Origin of the sequence: Aquiflexum sp. (assembly GCF_041751335.1) — a bacterium.
Lineage (GTDB): Bacteria > Bacteroidota > Bacteroidia > Cytophagales > Cyclobacteriaceae > Aquiflexum.
Genome location: NZ_JBGSXS010000205.1, coordinates 1 through 16,900, shown reverse-complemented (window position 1 = coordinate 16,900; position 16,900 = coordinate 1). Strand labels below are relative to the sequence as shown.

Sequence of the window (16,900 nt, the reverse complement as noted above, 5' to 3'; positions counted from 1 at the left end):
TATTTAATTTCCAAAGACAATTTCCAAATTGCTTTATTGAAACAAATCTAACAGGCGTTTATTATCCCCATGCTCTAAAAACTGATCAAACTCCAAAAAGTATTTCCCAGGATCCATTCCCACAAAAGCTTTATACCTATCCTCTTTACCTGAATACATCTCCTGTGCCAAAGGAAAGGGTTCCTGACTCTTGACATAATCATACCATCCTTCGAGGTCACGGACCAGAAAAGAAACGCTTGTCCCCTTTTGGTCAGTATATTGATGCATGCCCCGACGTTCATCTACCAATCCGATGTAACCCGTTTTTGAAACCTGATAGACTTTCGCCCATCCTTGGTCCACAATCTGTTTCAAACCTATTTTCTCCTCATAAAAGCGCTCTGCCCCCAACATATCCTGGTAATACAACCAAGTCACTGCGCCATAGAATCCTTCATTTTTAGACCAACTGTCAGTTGCACCACTTTTGGCATCGTTTTTTGGTAAGAGCGGCATCAGTTTTTCATTTTCAGGATGAGGTTTGAACATTTCGAACTCCAAGAGATAGCCTTCAGGGTCAACGGTCACAAAACCATCGTGGGCATTGTTTTCTTTGGGTTTGTATTCGTATTTGATTGGAACTTCTTCTTTTTGTAGATAGGCATACCATTCGAACAGGTGATTGGTCAAAAGGGCGATGGCTACTGTTTTGGGTTCATCGGCCTTATGCCTCCCAACCGAGGCATCCACCAAGGTCAGCCATGCATCCGGGGTAATTTTAACTGTAGCGGCAAATCCATAATCCGAAATGATCTCCAAGCCTAAAGTTTCATTGTAGAATTTCTTTGCTCTTTGAAGGTCCTTGTAGTAAAGGAAAAGGTTGGTTCCTTGAATCCCGAAATCCGGTAATGTCCTGAAATCCGTGTTTTTTGACAAAAGTGAATTGATATAATAGGGTGGATAACCCAAAAGCCTTCCTAATCTCCTGGCCTCAGCTTCGCCGTTCTTCCCTGATTGAACAGAGGCTTTGAGGTCTTTATAACTATTGAGGGCCTCCTTCTTGTGGAAAATCAAAACCTCTTTATCTTTTGTGATTTCAGAAGGGAAAAGTTGGGTCCTTATTAAATTTAGATCTCTATAAACTTCGATTCCATGCTCTTTTGCAATGTTCTGAGCCTCCTCCCATAACTTATCCACATCCTCCGAAGACATGGGTTCACTCAATGCCAAAGGCTTCACATCCGCGGCCACCATTTCGGCGAAGGCCTGCATTTGTCCCAGAATTATTGATTTTCTTTGTTCATCGGGATTTGAACAGGACAATAAAACTAAAATGAAGAAAATGGGCGAAAGGAGGTTTCTCATAAGAGGGAACAGTTTTCTAAAAATAACAATGATTTGTGGCTTTTTTGTTATAAAACTCAGAGGTAATAGATATCAGGATACCCTGCATTGGCTGAGAATTAAAACTAACCTATCAACTCCCTCCCGCTGTCGGTATACTTTAGCCGGAGGAAAAAAAGACTTCATTTTCCCCTAGCTTTTGCCAAAACAAATCAATATCTGTCAATTCTACATTTCTATTTTGGCTAAAGCCCAATAGTATTAGACATTTATTTGTGAATGGGCTAAAGCCCAATCCTTTTGATGGTCATTCCCATCCCAAAATATTTTTCCAGATCAAATCTTAATCCCTACCAGAGGCTGTGGATAAGTCCTACCCAATGCGACTCCATATTGTTTAAGGTCACTTGTGGATAACTCAAAAGGTTGATGGATATCGAAACCAGGAATTCCTGCAATTTCAGGAATCCAATGCCTGATATAATCCCCCTTTTTGTCATAGTTGTTGGCCTGACGGAGTATGTTGAAATATCTGCTTTCCCTTGGGTCATTACCCACACCCGCCACGTACATCCAATTTCCCCAATTGCTGCATACCTCATAATCAATCAACATACTTTCAAAATAACTGGCACCCCATCTCCAATCTATACCCAGATCATTCACCAAGAAGGAAGCCACAATCTGTCGACCCCTATTGGACATAAATCCGCTTTGGTTCAATTCCCTCATGTTGGCATCTACAAATGGAATCCCTGTCTGTCCATTTGCCCATTTCCAGAATGAATTTTCATCTTTATTCCAATTATCCACAATGTTTTTGATTCCATTGATCTGGAAAACTTTGCTTCCATGTTTCTTACAGATAAATCTGAAATAATCCCGCCATATCAATTCAAAAATCAGCCAATAGGTTGATTGGTTCTTTTTTCTTTCCTTTTCATATTTCAAAACTTCCTCATAAATATATCTTGGAGATAAGCAGCCTAAAGCCAGCCAAGGTGAAAACTTGCTGCTGTAATCAGCACCTAAAAGTCCATTTCTGGTTTCTTTATAAGTTTTCAAAAGATCTTTTTCCCAGAAATATTCCTGTAGCCTTTTTTTACCCTCATCTTCTCCTCCTTTGAAATCCAATACACCCAATTTCGAATTTGCTGTCTTGCTAAAACCGAATGTGGATAAGTCAGGAATACTACCCAAATCGTCCAAATTATTGGGGAAATTGATGGATTTGGGCATTTCATAAGTCTTCTGGACTTTGGAAAATTTCTCACACTCTTTACGAAATTGAGTGAATACCTCAGGAACAAGATTAGCTGGAAATGGAAGATCCTCAATATGGAATAAAGTACTTTGCCAAAAAGCTTCTGTGGCTATACCCAACTTCCACGCTGATTTTTCCAAGCGCTCCTCTATCAGTTTTTCTTCCTGAGTTACTTCCTCAGAAAAAAAGATGGCTTCTGCTTGATACTTATTTACCAATTCGATTACCACTTCTTCTGGACTTCCTTCTTCCACAATCAGGTCTGCTCCAAGAGCTTGAAGAGACTTTCTTAGATTTTCTACAGATTCAATAAGGAATTGGGTTCTAAATGCTCCAGTTTTTTTGAAACCCAAATCTACATTCCGGAAATTCCTTGGATCAAAGCAAAATACAGGTATTATTTCCTTCCCTTTTGCTAATGCCGAAAATAAGGCTGCGTGATCATGCAGCCTTAAATCGTTTCTAAACCAAACTATAACTCTGTTGTATTTCATTGTCTTTTCAACAGTTTGTTAAATAAAACTGTTTGGTGGTTTATGGTAATTATGTTTACTTACCAGCAGATTGAGAAAGAAAATTCTCTATTGACAAAGCTATTTCTTATATGAAAAATTTAATGCTGTTTGCGGTGCTTTTTACATTTACAGGACTTGTTTCCAAGGCACAGGAAAAATCTGGAAATCGACTTTTTTGGGAGACACTTTCCAAACATTGTGGGAAAGCTTTTGAGGGGGAAGTCACCACACCAATATCTGATAATGACCCTTTTGCCGGAAAAAAATTGATCATGCATTTGGTAGACTGTGGCAGTGGATTTATCCACATTCCATTTTTTGTAGGAGAAGACAAGTCGAGGACTTGGGTCCTGACCATGGAAAATTCTTTGATTAAACTCAAGCATGACCATAGACATCAAGACGGCAGCGAGGACAAAGTCACGCAATATGGCGGCACCTCACCCAATACAGGTTTGGAAAACATTCAGTTTTTCCCTGCCGACCAAGAAACTGCCGACCTGATTCCCCACGCCTCCAATAATGTATGGTGGATAACTTTGGATGACAATTCTTTTACCTACAATCTGAGAAGAATAGGTTCCGATAGATTTTTTTCTGTGAAATTTGACCTGACAAAAGAAGTAACAAGCCCTGGACCAGCCTGGGGTTGGGAGTGAGTAGTTGTCCGAAATAAAGGAAGCAGGAAGAATCAAAGCCTGCCCCGAGTATCGTGGAGACAAGAACCAAGAATGGGTTTTCCTTGCCACTTCGAGTCTCCAACATTATTAAAATGTTCAGAAAAGGAATGACATTTAGGTGTTCGTCATCCTGAATCCGAGGTACGAGGTGAAGGATCTTCAAGCCTCAGGGTAGAGACTCCCCGAAAGCATCGTGGCAGGCTTTCCTACGTCAGAGTGACGGCTCCGAATTACGTCATTGGTAGGCACGAGGGATCTCCAGAAGTTCTGTTTATGTTTATATCTATCATTTGCTGATCCTCAGGAGACCCTTCTCCCGATAGCCATCGGGATCAGGGTGACGGCCACTCCGAATTACGTCATTGGTAGGTACGAGAAATCTCATAAGGTACTATTTGTGTTCAAATTTATCATGTCATGAACCTCGTGATATGCCCCGAAAGGATAACCTGCTTTCTTGTTTCCCCGATACTCTGGATAGGCGTTGTTTCTTGGCTCTTGGCTCTTGCTTCTTGTTTCTTGCGTCTTATGTCTCATATCTAATTATGTTATTCCCAAAATCCTGATTAACTTCATGTTATGATGCTGAAAATCCGCTTCGTCTTAGTTTTTGGATTGTTCATCAACAATCTTGCATACCCTGTCCAAACAATCGGGCAAACTCCTACTCTTTTTGATCCAGAGGAAATACTCGAATTGAAGATCTCAGGTGATATCAACAGGCTTGTCAAGGACAGAAAAGGAAAACCTGAATATGATGACATGACCATTTCTTACAGGGATCAAAATCAGAAGGAAATTTCCATTCCATTGAAAATAAGAACAAGGGGTAATTTCAGAAGACAACAAAATATCTGTACCTATCCGCCCATTTTACTCAATTTCAGTAAAAAAAATGTGGATAACACGGTCTTTGAAGGTCAAGACAAGCTTAAATTGGTGATGCCCTGCAAAGGAGACAAATATGTTGTCAGAGAATATTATGCCTATAAAATCAGTAATATTCTCACCCCTCAGAGTTTTAAAGTCCGACTTGTAAAAATTGATTTTGAAGACAGCAGCAATAAAATTAAAGTAAAAGAACCCCTCTTCGCATTCCTAATTGAGGATGAGGACCAAATGGCGGAAAGGAATGGGATGTTTCCCGTAGGGCAGGATTTGATTCGACCCAAGCAAATCGAAGCACAGGAATTTATCAAAATGTCACTTTTTCAATACCTGATTGCCAATACAGATTGGTCCATTCAGTTCAGGCAGAACATCAAAATCATTCAACATCCTGAAACAAAAGAAATGTTCGCAGTTCCTTATGATTTTGATTTTTCGGGCATCGTCATGACTACCTATGCGAAGCCAGCTGAGGAATTAGAAATGAATTCTGTGAGGGATAGGAGGTACCGGGGGTATTGCATAACCAATATGGAACATTTTCAAAAAGCCTTTATCCCATTCATAGAATTAAAAGATAAAATCTACCATCTCTATCAATCAAGCCCTCATTTAGAAAACAGCTACATCAAATCAACCCTGAAATATTTAGATGAGTTTTATCAGATTATCAACAACCCGAAATTGGCAGAGAGGGAACTACAATACCCTTGTCTTGCGGCTGGTACAGGGGACGTTGTGATCAAAGGATTAAATAATGATTAAAATCGGAACATTATATCCATGATTTTATCATAATTAGAATTTTTTCAATAAATTTCAGCTTCTTCAGTGAAGTGATCTCCTCATATTTTCGCAGGAACCCTACTGTGGATAAGTAATTGCCCAAATTATAATATCTCGCTAAACACCCTAAAAATGAAAACATTACATCAAGTAATGGTTTTCTCCGCAATTTTTTGTTTTCTCGGATTATTCAGCTCTTGTGAGGACAAATGCGAAGATACCATGTTTCAGATCAAGGAACTTTCCATTTCTCCCCGGACCAGAACTGAAGGTTCTACATTGCTCACATCTTGGAGAACCAATGATGCACTTCCTTACAACAGGTTGACATTCCTCATGCAAATGCCAAAACCTGTTTTGGTCTTTTTTACACTCAATTCCGAATGTCCCGCTGTATGGAAAAATGAAAATCGTGTAACGGACCTGAAATTGGTCAGTGACCAGGATTATAATGAAGAATATCCTGCAGGCTCAGATTTATTGAAGATTGTATCCTTTTCTGTTGACCAAAATAGCTTTGTCACCAAAAACCAATTCATCAGTAATTATGTCAATCAATCAGACATCGCCACTGCATACTTTAACTTTACAGTTGCTCCTACTGAAAGCCATGTTCATCAACTAAGGTTGGAGGCCCAAACTGCAGATGACAAATCAATTGAGGCTAATGCGTTAACTATTTTATTGAAGCCAATGGAATGACATATTTGGTTTAAAATATATTGTGGATAACTATCAGTATCAGGCTCCGTATGAATTTTAATTAGAAAATTCATTCCCCTATCATTATCTTCGCAGCCAAAATTCGTATCATGTACAGATTAAAAACCAACTATCTAAAAATATCAATGCTACTTGCAGTCGGATATATGTCTCTGACAGCTTGCACCAAAAATTGTGAGGATACCTTGTATGAAATCAATTCAATAGGCATTACCCCTAGGACAATTGACCTCAGCACTGGTCAGGATTCTCCTTGGAGCAACGAAGCAGGATTGGCATCCACAAGGCTAGCCCTTAGGTTGGATATGCCAAAAACCACCTTAAACCCTGGAAGTCTGGACTCTGATTGTATCCCCAAATACCGAAACAACAACAAAGCCAAAAGTATAAAGATGTTCAGCAATCAGGCATTCAATGCGATAACTGCCGGACAAGACTTATTGGATGCCTGTGTATTTAGTGCGGATGGCTTAAATTATATAGACCGAGCAGATTTTTTGCAGTCCTATTTAAATGAATCCAATTTCCCTAGTTTCTTCATTCTGTTCAACTTTAAGCCGAATGTAGAAGCCCCCCATTTATTGCAGGTTATAGTGGAATTCGAGGATGGAACCACCAAAGAAACGGAATTTGTAGAAGTTCTTTTAAAGCCTTAATAGCGTTAATTTGTTTGATGAAATCCAAAATTTTGTGAAATGAAGTTTAAATCAATTTTTAGTTTTTTTTCCATAATAGTCCTATTCCAGCTATTCCCTTTGATCTTTACTTCTTGTATAGATGACTGTTCGGGACAGGCTAGGTTTTACCGCTTAAGTGGATTTAACGGGGAGGTGAGAGAATATGTACCAACCAATCCCGGATGGCAAACAAGACCATGGTCAAATACCATTAATTTGACCACTGAAAAATTATTATTATGGTTTATTTTCGAGGAGGAAAATCTGGATAAAAAAGACTTTGTTAGAAGAGCGGATACCGGATTGCCAATTTTGTATGCCTGTGACCCTGCAGTTAATTTGGAAGCAGGTGTCGAAAAAATTGAACTCTTTGCTGACAAGGACTTTAATTCAAACTTTCCGGCAGGCACAGACCTTTCGGAGATGCTTCTCATTGCCATTGTTGGAGGCAGTGAATTTTCACCCTTGATGACACGCAGAGATTCCAACAGGAATGTTTACAACTTCACCAATTTTGCAGTCAGATTCAATCAAGAGTCAGAACAAACCGAGGCAATGAAATTTACCTGCAATGTGACCCTTCAGGATGGCCGGGAATTTTCTTCGACCATAGAAAATATCATTCTTAGGGTTAATTGAAAAAGGGCTTTATATTTAGGGAAATTGAAGCCTAAAAAAAAATCCCATGAAATCCTTTTTTACCCTTCTTCTATTTTTGATGTTCTTTTCATCTTGCCAACGAGAGGAGGTCATTCCACCGCTTTCGGATATTATGACTGATATTGAAGGTCTGATTGGAAAAGATAAATATCTTTCTTCTCCCTATGTTACCGCAGGAGACCGGGTATATATGGTCGGACATCAAGATGGCACATTTCCGGACCTAGGCTGGCATATAGAAGGGGAGATGGGCGGAATATGGAACCATCCCATCAAACTCTTGGACGGATTCACCGCTTCAATCATAAAAGGCGACAACTCCTATTGCTTAGACACTGCACACCAATTTATCAACTACCCATTTGCTAATAAACATCTTTTTCAAACTTCTCTTCCTGGTTTAGAGGTAGACAGGTTCCAGTTTGTTCCTGATGGTAAACAGGGAGTGATCATTGAATTTACATTCAGAAACGCCGATAAGAAAAATGTTTCCTTTAGCTTTGAGTTTGCCGGATATACCGATCTGATGCCAGTTTGGCTTGGTGAAAAGACAAACATGGTGGATCATGTGGATAACTTGACTTTTGACGAAGCAAGGCAGGCTTGGAGGGGAAAAGATGAGGGTAATGATTGGTATGTCCTTTTTGGGGCTCTTAAAGAAGCCAATAGCAATCTAGGACCTTCAGACTATTGTGGATATGAACCAAAAGGTAATGGTCAGGCCGCACGCTTGGAATATAAAATCAACCTGCGCCCCGACGAAGTAAAAACGCTCCGTTTTGTGATCTCAGGTTCCTACACATCACAATTAGATGCCGAAAAAACATTTGACATTTTGCAGCTTCATTCGGAAACCTATCTGAAGGATAAACTTGGAAAATATGAAAAAATTGCCTCGCGGTCTAAAGTGACCATCCCGGATAAAGAACTGGAAAAAGCCTTTGAGTGGGTCAAGTACAATACAGAATGGCTGGTCAGAGATGTGCCTGAGATCGGGAGGGGCTTGGGTGCAGGTATGCCCGATTATCCTTGGTGGTTTGGCGTGGACAATGAGTACACCCTCAAAGGTGCTATTGTAACTGGGAGAAAGGACTTGGTTTACCAAACTATTGAACTTATCCACAAGCTATCAGAATCCAATGGCAACGGACAAATTGTGCATGAAGTCAGTACGAATGGCGTAGTCTTCAATCCCGGCAATATCAATGAAACCCCACAATTTGCTTCCTTGATTTGGTACGTATATCAATGGACCGGTGATAAGGAATTCTTGTCCAAATATTATCCTACCATACAAAAGGGTTTGACATGGTTGATGGAGGAAAATGATGGAGACGGCAATTTATTTCCTGATGGCTATGGCATGATGGAGATTCACGGCCTGGAATCCGAAATGATTGATGTGGCAACTTATACTCAAGTAGCATTTGCTGATGCGGCTAATATCGCCCGAGAACTTGGAGATGAAGTTAATGCCCAAAGTTATCAACATACTGCCGAAATGCTAAAGGAAAAGATCAATAAGGAGTTCTGGGTGGAGGAATTCGATTCTTATGCCGACTTTATCGGTACTCCCAGAGAAGCGATTAATTTGATTAATGCAGCCATAGTCCGGGCAGACACTTTGAAGAAGCCATGGGCAGTGGAAGAGTTAAGGGCTACCAGAAAAAAGGTGTCCACATACCCTTCCAATAAGAAGCAAGGCTTTGTTATATTTCATAATTGGGTGGTGAATACCCCCATGGAAATGGGAATTGCTGATGAAGACAAGGCCATCAGGGCTTTGGACAAAGGAAGAAAATTTGTGAATCCATTTGGGGTTTTTGTCACAGGGATAGATAGAGATGAGTCTTCAGAAATGGAAGATGGCTCATTTTCAGGCAGTAAGGTTTTTTCTTATACAGGTGCTGTGATGACGTTACCAACCGGTGTGCAGGCCATTTCTGAAAACAATTACGGCAGACCTGATCAGGCTTTGGAATACCTGCAGATGATGACCCGCTCTTTTGGGTTTGCCCTGCCAGGTTCCATTTATGAGGTTTCCCCGGATTATGGCATGATGGCACAAGCTTGGAACCTGTATAGCTATGGAGTACCTATAGTTACACAGTTTTTCGGCATCAGACCTGAGGCTTCCAAGAAACTTATCCACATTACACCCCAAATGCCTGCTACTTGGAATGAGGCCAAAATAGAAAATGTGCTTATCGGTGACAACGAACTGTCCCTAACTTGGAAAATGCTTGAGGATAATAGTGTAGAAATCGAAATCGTGCAGAAAATCAATAACTGGCAAATTCTCCTGCATTGGCCTATAGATAAGTATGCCACCATTAAGGTCAATGACACTGAATATGAACCTGAAGTATCTCAGAGGTTGAAAAGCATAGCGCTATCAGGAAAGAAAAATAGAATTAATTTAAAATGAGATCAATTCCCGTTAACGCTATAAGAAAATTGACTAATTCGATTTATTTTTGCCGGAAGATGGTTTCAAGTTCATGAAAAACTTAATTACAAAATTCAAGAAAGTAAGGATAACTTTTTGGGATCTGATTTTGGAAATCCTAAGTCTTTGTGCCCTGATCGTTCTTTGGACGATCACCTATAATTTCCAACATATAGGTGCTGAACTGGTACCTGCAGATTTTGATTTTTTCCAAACGCCGAATGAATATTGGGCAAGTAAAATGACATATTCAGTACCAATTATTGCCACTATATTGTATGTCGGACTGACAATATGGAACCTGAGACCGCAATATGGTGACTATCCTGTCGATGTCTCAGGGGATAAAGCCTTGGATCTTAGCAAAATCAACAAAAGGCTTTGGAGATGGCTAAAATTCAACCTACTGGTGATTTTTATAGTCATAGAATATTTTTCTTTCCACACGGGTTCAAATGCAGGAACGGGGATTACGCCTTTATTAATATATGTTTTTCCGGTATTGCTTTTTGGCCCGGTCGTGTTTTTCTTTATAGAATACTCCAAAAGTCAATTGGAATAGCCAGTTTTCAGTTTTCAGTAGGCAGTGGGCAGTGCGGGCTGTGGACAGTTGCAAGCAGTCTTAGGGAACCTAGGAATAAACTTTTCAAAATAATTTTCCAATTTTTTAATATTTCAATCTTCCAATTATAACGAACCATTCAACCTTCACTCCCCCACTAAATATTCAACCAATAGTTTAACTTCATCACAAAAGCCCTTTGTTTGGAAGCAAAAGTGTTGGGGAAGTAATTTTCAGTATATACCAAGAAAAGATCTGAAACCGGAGCATATCTCCATTGAAGTCGGGTGTTGATGTTCACATTTTCAATCTGATTGTTGTATTGGATAAAGGTAGTCCAAAACAGACTTTTGGTAAAGGTCAGGTCAATTCTGGGACCCACTAGGAATAAGTCTGCATTATTCTGCGGCTCGGGAAGTCTGATATTATTATAGCTGAAATTCATGGAAATATTGGCCAAATAGCCCATTCTCCAATTCATCGTACCTGAAAGTGTTTTGATATCTCCTGTGAAATACTCCCCGATTTCACCCCTAGCGGACAGGAAGAAAACATTTCTGGGGTTTCCAATATACCTGAACCCAAACGTGCTGTTTCTATAATCAGTGCCTGATTCCAGGGGTTCACCTCTGGTTCTAGTAGGATCAAAAGGGAAAAAAAGATAAGTAAAGCGATTGCTTGCTGTGAGCGTCAAAGTAGACAAGGATTGGAACCTTGTAGTATAGAAAAGCGTGTGTAATTCGTCAGTTACGCCTAGGTTTTCATTCCAAAGTACCTCAGATTCGACTCCGGGGCCATGCCTGTTGATCAGCTTAGATTTGGGGTAAAACTGACGTGACATCCTGATGGCTGTCCTTTTGAAATCATTTCTTGGAGTAAAACCAACAGCAGGATTGAATCCTTCACCCACAGTAGACAAAGCCAGACTTGCCTCCCAGTAGAGATCATTATAGTTGAGTTGCGCATGGGCAGCACCACTTTTTTCCATTTCCCCATATTCAAATGTTTTATGGTAAAAAAACTTCCCTGTCCATCTGCTGTCCGACGAGGCGAGATTATAGTCTATCCCTACCAACCTGTTGAATTGGGAATTATCAAATACTTCTCCCTGCCCTACTTTGTTCAAGGTTTCCCTGTTGATGAGAATCACTCCAATATTGGATCTTTTGAAAACTTTCTTCTGCAAAGCTGCTACAGAAAAGTTTTTACCCACAATTCCTATTTCTTCATCATTTGCTGTTTGCATGTTCATGGCTCCCACACGCCAGTTTTCATTGAGTTTCCCACTGAGCCTGGCCCCAAACAGAATAGGATTCTGAACATTTTGCCCTGTATTTTCATCCCGGTCCACGCCTATTCTTCTAGAGAAGAAGGGCCGGATATTTTGCGTTCCAAAATCCGCAAAGAGGTCAGCATTCTCTAGGAAGAACTGTCTTCTTTCAGGAAAAAATATTTCAAACCTATCCAAATTCGTTACCTGTTCATCCACTTCAACTTGAGAAAAATCAGGGTTTGCTGTTAAATCCATATTCAAGGCAGGACCGATTCCAATTTTAGCATCTGCCCCAAATGTTGGTCTTGGAGGATTTGAGGTGCCTTCAAGGGAATTCCTGTCGGTCACCATGGCTGCATAGGGTATAAATGAAATGTTTGAGCTTTCTTTTTTAAGTGGTTCTATAAATAGCAGTTTTCTGGTAAAAGCCAATGAAATCACATTGAAATTGCGGGGTATAGGAGTCCAAGTGCTCCGTTCATTGTACTTGCTATCAATCCTGTAAAAGTTCACATTCCAGTTCATCGCACCATCATTATAGCGCAGCGTCGAAAATGGAATCGCGGCCTCCACCACCCAATAATCTTCATAGATTTTGGCTGTGGAATACCATTTATTGTCCCAAGCAAGGTTCAGGTCAGTAGGTTGCATACCTCCATTGGCGATCAGCGACTCACGTTGTACGCCATAGGGATTTACACCAAATTGAAAACCATTGGTATTGTCATTGAAAGTATCAAAAATAAAACTGATCCCGTCATTTTGTTCGCCCCTATAATCCCTTCTTAAAGATGTGCTGACATATTTTTCTCGCGGCCCAAGGTTGTACATGACTGCGGCGATGTACAGAAACTTATCATCATAGGCTATTTTTACTTTTGATTGGGCAGCAGCCAAAGAAGTATCCGATGGGAAAAATTGCTGAAAATCGGAAGCCCAATCCTTATCATTCCATATAGCTTCATCCAAAACCCCGTCGATAGTGATCTCATAGTCGATTTTTTCAGCGATCATGCCGGGTAATATAAAGGTCGCCTCTTGGGCAAAAACATTTGAAAGAATACATAAAAGGAAAAGAGAATACCAAATTTTCACAGCTTCAATTATTTGAGCTCAAAATAGGGAATTACCAATTTTCGATTTCATGTCATTTATACCAATGGTTAAATTAAGTATGTGGCGTGTGATAGGAGGTTTGGAATTTGAGATACAAGACACAAGACATAAGACACAAGACGTAAGAAATAAGACTTAAGATGGGTTTACCAACGCCAAATGTGAGCGTCCTCACTCACATCCCCGAGGTTCAATAGTCAATGTAAACATATCAACCCACATCCCCGAGGTAACATAGCTAATGTAAGTCTCTGGAACTGCTATTCTTCAACCTTTATCCTACTGCATTTTCGAAAGCGATTCCCCGAAATTCTACAGGGCAGACTTTTACTTCGCTATTATAGATAATCCCTCTGATTAGATTTTCGGCATCTTGGCACATTGTACTTTGTACACTTTCATCCTTCATCCTTTCTAAAACCCTTCCCCAAAAGCCGTCAAAACCAGCTTTCTAGGGCCTCCATGATTTCGGAATTCACATAAATAAATTCCTTGCCATATTCCCAACAAAAGTTTTCCACCACCGATCGGCACCTGCACACTGCAACCCATTAAACTGCTTTTCAAATGGGCGGGCATGTCGTCTGTCCCTTCATAGGTGTGGATAAACCGTGGATAACTTTCCGGAACCAGCTCATTTACAAAGGTTTCAAAGTCTTTTCTTACAGTAGGATCAGCATTTTCATTGATAGTCAGCGCAGCAGAGGTATGTTGAATGAAAACATGCAGCATCCCGGTTTTGATCTGTCTGATTTCGGGAAATTCACTTTCAATCAAATCTGTAATCAAATGGTAGCCTGGCGGATAGGTCCTTAATTTTATATTCTTTTGATAAATCATAAACGAATAATAATGTAACAATCAGTATTTTATTATGTAACATCTTTTGGTTTTTTAAGGTAATATTTGCTGGCTTATTCACCAGGACCATAAATTTGGTTTCAAAGCAAAAACTCAAAACAAAAAACTATGAAAAATTATTTAATTGCATTTGTAATGTGTTTGTTGATGTCTCCTGCTGTAATGGCACAAGACCACCATTCAAATATTGGTATCAAAGGAGGATTGAATCTTTCAAACATCAATGGAAACGGAAAAGGCGATCTAAAACCCGGTCTACATTTGGGCTTATTAACCCATATTCACCTAACCGACCAATTCGCTTTTCAACCTGAAATTATGTACTCCGCACAAGGTACAAAATTTGGGGGTTCGGATAACAGCCTGAATCTAGATTACATCAATATCCCTTTATTGTTTCAATACATGTTTGACAATGGCTTCAGGTTACAAGCTGGACCACAGGTTGGATTTTTGGTAAATGCCAAAACCAAATCGGGAAATACCACTGTCAATGTCAAAGACGGCTATAATTCCTTGGACCTTGGACTTAGTATTGGAGGAAGTTATGTGTTTGTCGATACAGGATTTGGTCTTGATGCCAGGTACAACCACGGATTGAGCAATATCTATGACTCTAATACCTTGAATGCAACCAACAGAGGATTTCAATTGGGCGTTTTTTATCTATTTGGGCATAAATAATCTTTGCGGCATCGCAGGATATTAATCCAACAAAAAATACTTATCTCTCGAGTCCCCATCAGCCTTTTTGGAAGATGGGGATTTTTTTTTGATTGCAAGTAGGGGAAAAAAGATGGTGGATAAATTTTATTTCCCGCAAAGCCGCTTAGGAAAAGAAGTAGATCTATTTCATACTCCCCAAAATCGGTCATTAAACCTTCACTCTCACCAAACCCCATACCTGACACATCTTGTCCGCCGTGGCGAATTGTCCCTTTTACTTGGCACATTGACCTTCATCCTTTTCCCAAGAGATTCTTCATTTCGCTGAAAGCTTTCCCTAAATTCAAACTTACCAGAAGCTACATTCAGAATGACGACTCCCTCATTATTCTAGCTTCTAAATCTACCCTCTTAAATCTACCCTCTACCTTCCTACCTCAGTTCCTGTTCACCTTCCCTATCCCCGAAACTTTTTCACTTATAACCGTCGGATTGCCTGTATAATTGACTGTGCCAATCCCGTTGACTTCAATGGAAAGCTCATCTTCACAATGGACCGAAACCGAACCTATACCTGAACTTACAAGATCAACGATTTGAGCGCTAAACTCGGAAGCATCAATATTACCTATCCCTTCATTGACCAAGTAAAATTCATTCGTTTCCCCCTTCAAAACCATATTCCCTACAAAATTCAATTTGGAATCCACCGTCTCCGCTTCGATTTCCAAATTGATGTTTCCTACGCCATTTCCTATAATCCGAAGATCTTCCAAGGACAAGGAGTGGGTAGTCCTGATATTCCCAGCCCCTTCAAACTCAAGCTCCCTAAGGTCAGCAATACTCAGGTCAACCTGTATCCCCTCTTTCTTAAAAAATCCACCGGAATCCTTTCCTTCAAGACTCAACTCCAGCAAATCACCGCTTTGCTTAACCTTAAGTCTTTTGACCATGCTCTCATTGCCGGTAACTTCCAAAGATTCTTGGTCATATTGGGAAATATTGACGTTGAACATGCCGCTGAGTTTAAGTCTCTTTACTCCTTCTATTTCAATGGACTCACTGTAGTCGTCATTGCGGTTGTCACAGGAGGATAAAATTACCAAAGCAAGAGAGAACAATAAAATGGTTTGCATTTTCATAATTGTGCACGTTTTTGTGAATGATAATTTTAAAAGTAAAAAAAATCATTGAAATACAATGTATTTATTTTCATGGCATGAATTGAGTCATGGCATGAATTAACACCTTCGAATTTTGTCAATGGATTGGTATTTGCACTTTTTTTAAACAGTACTAAACTGATATATCAAACATTAACATGTTCTCCTTGTTAGGTCAATAGCATATCTAAACCAATTAAAATTATTATGAAAAACAACCAACTTATTAATCGACTCAGGCAAATAGCCATACTGCTAGCCATGACACTGACTTTTATGGCCTGTACTGATGATGAAAATCCAACTATTGATCCAGAAGAAATTTTTACGGGTCAAACAAAAACTTACGATTTGGATGCAGTAGGTAACTCAGGCATCAGCGGAACTGCTTTATTGGAAGAAACTTCTACAGGAAATTCCAAACTGACCATTACCTTAACCGGAACTCCAAATGGAGGTCAACATCCTGCGCATATCCACTTCAATTCTGCAGCTCAAGGTGGTGGAATAGCAGTGTCACTTACACCGATAAATGGAACAACTGGTATTAGCGAGACGACTTTTTCCCAAGAGGATGATGGCACTAATATAAAATTTAGTGACTTACTGACCTATAATGGCTACATCAATGTACATTTGAGTGCAACTGAACTAGGGACAATAGTAGCTCAAGGTGATATTGGATCGAATGAATTGACAGGAACATCAAAAACTTACACATTGAATGACGTTGCGGTACCAACCATTTCAGGTGAGATTACATTTGAGGAAAGGGTTAATGGTTTTGCATTGGCAACTATTTCCTTGACGGGAACTCCTGATGGAGGCATGCATCCAGCACATATCCATTCCAACTCAGCAGCAGTTGGTGGAGGGATTGAGTTTACGTTCAATCCAGTAAACGGCACCACAGGAATGAGTAAAACAGATACACGTGCAGGAATAATGGACGGCGAAAATGGTTTTACTTATGCTGAAATTCTAGAAGCAGATGGTTATGTAAATGTACACGTGAGTGCTGATGATTTAGGTACTATCGTAGCCCAAGGTGATATAGGATCCAATGAACTGACAGGAGAATCACAAACCTACCCATTGAATTCAGTCGCAATAGCCGGAATCTCAGGAGAAATTATTTTCCAAGAACGAATCAATGGATTTGCTTTGGCGACGATCACACTTATGGGAACTCCTGACGGAGGAAGTCATCCAGCGCATATTCACGCCAATAGTGCACAAGAAGGTGGCGGAATTCTTTATACTTTCAATCCTGTAAACGGAACGACAGGAA

At 39.9% G+C, this 16,900-nt stretch carries 14 protein-coding genes; 9 read left to right on the top strand and 5 right to left on the bottom strand.

Translation table 11 applies throughout. The features are described 5' to 3' along the window. Positions 1-33 precede the first annotated feature (33 nt). Together ACEW8U_RS11085 and ACEW8U_RS11080 are read right to left on the bottom strand one after the other, a co-directional pair. Complete coding sequence (locus ACEW8U_RS11085; RefSeq protein WP_373522107.1) at positions 34-1,347, bottom strand: VOC family protein; 1,314 nt, start codon at positions 1,345-1,347, stop codon at positions 34-36. A 315-nt stretch (positions 1,348-1,662) separates the two neighbouring features. Continuing rightward, entirely contained in the window at positions 1,663-3,084 is a 1,422-nt protein-coding gene (locus ACEW8U_RS11080; protein WP_373522106.1) for a DASH family cryptochrome, read from the bottom strand. Positions 3,085-3,194: 110 nt separating this feature from the next. On the opposite strand from ACEW8U_RS11080, the gene ACEW8U_RS11075 reads away from it, so the two are divergent. The 7 genes from ACEW8U_RS11075 to ACEW8U_RS11045 all read left to right on the top strand — a co-directional run bounded on the left by ACEW8U_RS11075 (position 3,195) and on the right by ACEW8U_RS11045 (position 10,530). Then, a complete protein-coding gene (locus ACEW8U_RS11075) occupies positions 3,195-3,764 on the top strand; it encodes a hypothetical protein (protein WP_373522105.1) in 570 nt (189 codons plus the stop codon). A 600-nt stretch (positions 3,765-4,364) separates the two neighbouring features. Then, the gene (locus ACEW8U_RS11070; RefSeq protein WP_373522104.1) at positions 4,365-5,438 is read left to right on the top strand and encodes a hypothetical protein; all 1,074 of its coding nucleotides are present in this window, start codon (positions 4,365-4,367) and stop codon (positions 5,436-5,438) included. A gap of 153 nt (positions 5,439-5,591) precedes the next feature. Continuing rightward, the gene (locus tag ACEW8U_RS11065; protein ID WP_373522103.1) at positions 5,592-6,161 is read left to right on the top strand and encodes a hypothetical protein; all 570 of its coding nucleotides are present in this window, start codon (positions 5,592-5,594) and stop codon (positions 6,159-6,161) included. A gap of 110 nt (positions 6,162-6,271) precedes the next feature. Continuing rightward, positions 6,272-6,838, top strand: a complete 567-nt coding sequence (locus tag ACEW8U_RS11060; protein WP_373522102.1) for a hypothetical protein — start codon at positions 6,272-6,274, stop codon at positions 6,836-6,838. A gap of 39 nt (positions 6,839-6,877) precedes the next feature. Beyond that, a complete protein-coding gene (locus ACEW8U_RS11055; protein ID WP_373522101.1) occupies positions 6,878-7,498 on the top strand; it encodes a hypothetical protein in 621 nt (206 codons plus the stop codon). 46 nt (positions 7,499-7,544) lie between these two features. Then, a complete protein-coding gene (locus ACEW8U_RS11050; protein WP_373522100.1) occupies positions 7,545-9,947 on the top strand; it encodes a glycogen debranching protein in 2,403 nt (800 codons plus the stop codon). Between the two features lie 73 nt (positions 9,948-10,020). Continuing rightward, entirely contained in the window at positions 10,021-10,530 is a 510-nt protein-coding gene (locus ACEW8U_RS11045; RefSeq protein WP_373522099.1) for a hypothetical protein, read from the top strand. 157 nt (positions 10,531-10,687) lie between these two features. Here ACEW8U_RS11045 and ACEW8U_RS11040 read toward each other — a convergent pair whose 3' ends face one another. Both ACEW8U_RS11040 and ACEW8U_RS11035 read right to left on the bottom strand, forming a co-directional pair. Next, positions 10,688-12,898, bottom strand: a complete 2,211-nt coding sequence (locus ACEW8U_RS11040) for a DUF5916 domain-containing protein (RefSeq protein ID WP_373522098.1) — start codon at positions 12,896-12,898, stop codon at positions 10,688-10,690. A 435-nt stretch (positions 12,899-13,333) separates the two neighbouring features. Continuing rightward, positions 13,334-13,759 carry a secondary thiamine-phosphate synthase enzyme YjbQ gene (locus tag ACEW8U_RS11035; RefSeq protein ID WP_373522097.1) on the bottom strand — a complete coding sequence of 142 codons (426 nt, stop codon included), beginning with the start codon at positions 13,757-13,759 and terminating at the stop codon, positions 13,334-13,336. Positions 13,760-13,888: 129 nt separating this feature from the next. Here ACEW8U_RS11035 and ACEW8U_RS11030 point away from each other — a divergent pair, with 129 nt between their 5' ends. Then, positions 13,889-14,464: a porin family protein gene (locus ACEW8U_RS11030; RefSeq protein WP_373522096.1), complete on the top strand. Its 576-nt coding sequence runs from the start codon at positions 13,889-13,891 to the stop codon at positions 14,462-14,464. Positions 14,465-14,883: 419 nt separating this feature from the next. On the opposite strand, the gene ACEW8U_RS11025 is transcribed toward ACEW8U_RS11030, so the two are convergent. After that, complete coding sequence (locus ACEW8U_RS11025; RefSeq protein WP_373522095.1) at positions 14,884-15,588, bottom strand: GIN domain-containing protein; 705 nt, start codon at positions 15,586-15,588, stop codon at positions 14,884-14,886. 228 nt (positions 15,589-15,816) lie between these two features. On the opposite strand from ACEW8U_RS11025, the gene ACEW8U_RS11020 reads away from it, so the two are divergent. Further along, positions 15,817-16,900: CHRD domain-containing protein (locus ACEW8U_RS11020; RefSeq protein WP_373522094.1), on the top strand; the 1,084-nt coding region annotated here is incomplete at its 3' end.